Annotated in this window: 4 protein-coding genes; 3 read left to right on the top strand and 1 reads right to left on the bottom strand. The window is 56.2% G+C overall.

Annotation, left to right across the window (positions count from 1 at the left end):
• Positions 1-135: 135 nt before the first annotated feature.
• Entirely contained in the window at positions 136-630 is a 495-nt protein-coding gene (locus tag Q7U71_10870) for a hypothetical protein (GenBank protein MDO9392258.1), read from the bottom strand.
• A 585-nt stretch (positions 631-1,215) separates the two neighbouring features.
• Here Q7U71_10870 and Q7U71_10865 point away from each other — a divergent pair.
• The 3 genes from Q7U71_10865 to Q7U71_10855 form a co-directional block, all read left to right on the top strand.
• The gene (locus tag Q7U71_10865) at positions 1,216-1,719 is read left to right on the top strand and encodes a GNAT family N-acetyltransferase (protein MDO9392257.1); all 504 of its coding nucleotides are present in this window, start codon (positions 1,216-1,218) and stop codon (positions 1,717-1,719) included.
• Positions 1,720-1,888: 169 nt separating this feature from the next.
• Positions 1,889-3,337 carry a cysteine--tRNA ligase gene (cysS, locus tag Q7U71_10860; protein ID MDO9392256.1) on the top strand — a complete coding sequence of 483 codons (1,449 nt, stop codon included), beginning with the start codon at positions 1,889-1,891 and terminating at the stop codon, positions 3,335-3,337.
• A 246-nt stretch (positions 3,338-3,583) separates the two neighbouring features.
• Positions 3,584-4,148 (top strand): YebC/PmpR family DNA-binding transcriptional regulator (locus Q7U71_10855; GenBank protein ID MDO9392255.1); only part of this gene is annotated, 565 nt, incomplete at its 3' end.

Below are 4,148 nucleotides of genomic sequence, written 5' to 3'. Positions count from 1 at the left end.
CCCTGTCCTCCCTGTTGTCAGACCTCCAGGCCTTCGACATCAAACTTAACGCCCGGAATGAGGCGATCACTAAAACTGTTTGAAACGTTCGAATCGTTCGAACCGTTTGAACCCATTAAACCAATTCAGACTATTTCAAACCGTCGTGGTGATCGCCTCATGCCGGGCGTTGAGCGTGGCGTCAAAGGCCTGGAGGTCGGACAGCAGGGAGGCCAGGGAGGCCTGGTCGGGCGTCAGTGTGTTGACCTTGTTCCGGATGGCGGTGATGGCCACGGCCAGGTCCTGGTCGAATTTGTAGAGGGCGTCCAGCTGGGGCTCCATGATCTTCTGGCTGTCAAAGAACCCGGCGTAGCCGTAGTCGGCCAGTTTCAGGCGGTCTATCACTTTCTCCAGAAGCTTGGTGACGGAACCGGCGGGATTGAGCAGGTCCAGCGCTTCGGGCTTTTGGCTCAGCCCGCTGACGAAAGAGTCAAAGGCCGTCTTGCTTTCCTCCAGCTTTCCGGCCAGGTGCATCCGTAAAAGCTTGTCGGTGTTGCGGCGGGATTCCTTGTCTGCGTAGCCGGTGTAACCGGGCACCCACCGGATCATCTTCTCGATGAAACTGCGGATCTTGTCGCTGGCGTCGGGCATGGCGGTCTCCTTAAATAAAAGTAGTAAAGTAGGCCGGGTAATAAAGTAGGACGTGAAAATTGTAAAGCAGGCAGAGTAGTCCGGGTAGTAAAGTAGGACGTGAAAATAGTTTTGTGGCTTTTGTGCTTGGTTCGATTAACTCACCACATGTTTTGTGGTTAAATAAAAAAACACCCTCTGTGTCTTTGTGTCTCTGTGGCGAAATTATTTCCCGGGTGCTAAACATAAAAATTATCATATTTACACCGCATTGTCAATTGAAATCGGACGGTATTTTCCGCCCTTCGAAAGTTAAGGCAGAAAGCCATCCTCAGTGTTGTGTTTTTTGCGGTGAGGGGTCTATTTTTGGTATTGACAAAAACGGCGGAAAGCTTTAAGATACATATGGTTTTGGCAAGTTAAGGAACCTCATCATTCCAGTTGCTTCTCTTTGCCGTGATGTCACCCTGAGCCCATGCCTTGCTTGGCAAATCGAAGGGTCAGCAAGGGGGGAACAAGGCTTGCGCTGAGCAAAGCCGAAGCGGATTGAGTTCATGCTCTGAAAACAATAAACCATATCCTGGTAAACATATCACAAACGAACCCATGCCCACCATTCAAATACGGCTCAATGAGATCGGGGACGCCCGGCGCTTTTACGAGATACTGAGCAACCCCAATTTCACCTATTTCAGCGCCAACCCCAAATCCGTGGAGGACGAGGAGAACTGGCTGCGGGCCAGCATCAAAGACATGGCCAACGGCCTGCAGTATAGCTACTCCATCCTGTGCGATGGCGAGGTCTGCGGGGGAGTTGGGGTCCGGATCAACGGCACCAGGAAGCACATCGGCGAGATCGGGTATTTCATCGAGGAAAAGCGCTGGGGACAGGGGATCGCCACGGAGGCGGTGCGGCTGCTGGAGCAGAAGTGTTTCCATGAGCTTAAGTTGAGCCGGATAGAGATCCTGATGCAGCCGGAGAACGCCGCCAGCGAAAAGGTGGCGCTTAAGGCCGGGTATGTCAAGGAGGGACTGATGAAAAAGGTGGTGGAGGACAAGGAGCACAGCGGAACCATGCACGATGTGTGTCTGTATGCCAAGGTGCTGTAGGGAACGGACCGCCCCGCTTTTGCTTGCTCCTGGAATGACCTAACCCTAAATCCCTTCCCCGCGAGGGAAGGGACTTGCATCACCCTTTCCCTATGGGGAAGGGGCAGGGGTTAGGTCGGTGCCTAATCAACGAAATAATTACAATCTTATAACTAACCACGGAGACCCCATGGCCATCAAGCTTTACAACACACTGACCAGGAAGAAAGAGGAATTTCTTCCCCTAAAACCCAACCAGGCCGGGCTGTATACCTGCGGCCCCACGGTCTACGACTACGCCCACATCGGCAACCTGCGGACCTACGTGTTCGAGGATCTGCTGCGGCGCATGCTGGAATACAACGGCTACGCGATCAAGCACGTGATGAACATTACCGACGTGGGGCATCTGGTGTCCGACGCCGACAGCGGCGAGGACAAGATGGAGAAGGGCGCGCGGCGCACCGGCAAGACGGCCTGGGAGATCGCCGAGTTCTACGCCCAGGCCTTTAAACAAGACCTGGCGCGGCTCAACATCCTCGAGCCGACCATCTGGTGCAAGGCCACCGACCATATCAAAGAACAGATCGACACCATCTCGCTGATCGAGCAGAAGGGCTTTACCTACCGCACATCGGACGGCATCTACTTCGACACGGCCAAGCAGCCGGGCTACGGGGTGTTGGCGGGCCTGTCCAATATCGAGGGCATCCAGGCCGGCTCGCGGGTCGATATGGGGGAGAAGCGCAGCGCCACCGACTTCGCACTGTGGAAGTTCTCGCCCGAGGGCAGCCAACGGCAGATGGAGTGGGACAGCCCGTGGGGCAAGGGTTTCCCGGGCTGGCACATCGAGTGCTCGGCCATGTCAGCGAAATACCTGGGCACGCTGTTTGACATCCACTGCGGCGGCGAGGACCACATCGCCGTCCACCATACCAACGAGATCGCCCAGACCGAGGCCGCCTACGGCACCCACCTGGCAAATTACTGGCTGCACGGGTTTTTCCTGCAACTGGGCGATGAGAAGATGGCCAAGAGTTCGGGTGAATTCCTGCGGTTGCAACTGCTGGCCGACCAGGGGTACGACCCGATGGCCTACCGTTACTTCTGCTTTACCGGACATTACCGCTCGCAATTGAAATTCACCTGGGAATCTCTGACCGCGGCCCAGAGGGCGCTGGAGAATCTGAGAGCTGAGATAGCTAAACTAAGAGGTTCCGAAGGTCAGAAGATCGGAACGGACCCCACTCCCGAAGGTGAGAAGATGGGAAGTTCCGAAGGTGGGAAAATTTCCGGGTGGAAGGACAAGTTCCTGTCGGCCATCAATGACGACCTGAACCTGCCCCAGGCTTTGGCTGTCCTGTGGGATACAGTGAAGTCATCAGACCTCAGTCCCGCCCAAAAATTGGCGCTGATCGGCGATTACGACCGGGTGCTGGGTCTGAACCTGCTGGACAGCAAGAAGGACTCGGGTCTTCCCGCGGAGGTGGAACAACTGCTGCAGAAGCGCCAGGAGGCCCGGGCCGCCAAGGACTGGGCCGGCTCGGACGCCATCAGGGGTCAGATCCTGGCCCTGGGTTATGTGGTGGAGGACGGCAAGGGCGGGCAGACGGTACGGGAGAAGAAGTTCGGGGAGTAATACTTTTCCCTCGCCACAGAGCGTTGCACTGAGTTTATCGAAGTGACGCAGAGACACAGAGCGGTCATTGCGAAATCACCTCATGCCGGGCTGAGGAAGCAATCGCTTTAAAACCGCATTATCAGGCTGCCTTTAACGCTTGACAACTCCGGGCTTTTGCGGTAAAATCATAGTTTATCAACCAATTACGGCAACGATCACACGTAATTTATCTTCAAATCTTTGATATACGGAGGTTAAAATACAATGTCCGGACATTCCAAATGGGCCACCATCAAACGCAAGAAAGCCGGCATCGACTCCGCCCGGGGGCAGGCTTTTACCCGGCTGATCAAGGAAATAACCATCGCCGCCCGCAACGGAGGCGGAGACCCCAACATGAACCCCCGTCTGCGGACCGCCATCCTTTCCGCCAAGGGCGCCAACATGCCGGCCGATAACATCGACCGGGCCATCAAAAAGGGCACCGGCGAGCTGGAGGGCGTGGTCTACGAAGAGGTGACCTACGAAGGCTACGGCCCCAACGGGGTGGCGGTGATGCTGGACACGGTCACCGACAACAAGAACCGCACCGCGGCGGAACTGCGCCACCTGTTCAGCAAGAACGGCGGCAACATGGGCTCCCAGGGCTGCGTGTCCTGGATGTTCGAGACCAAGGGCGTGTTCTCGGTGGATTCCTCGGTCACCGACGAGGACACCCTGATGTCGGTGGCTTTGGACGCCGGAGCCGATGATGTATCGCCTGAAGACGGGACCTTTGAGGTGCTATGCACCCCGGCCGCCGTCGAAGCCGTCAAAAAGGCCCTGGAGG

The sequence above is a fragment of the bacterium genome, assembly GCA_030655055.1.
Taxonomy (GTDB): domain Bacteria; phylum Edwardsbacteria; class AC1; order AC1; family EtOH8; genus UBA5202.
This window is presented reverse-complemented; position numbering and strand designations above follow the sequence as displayed.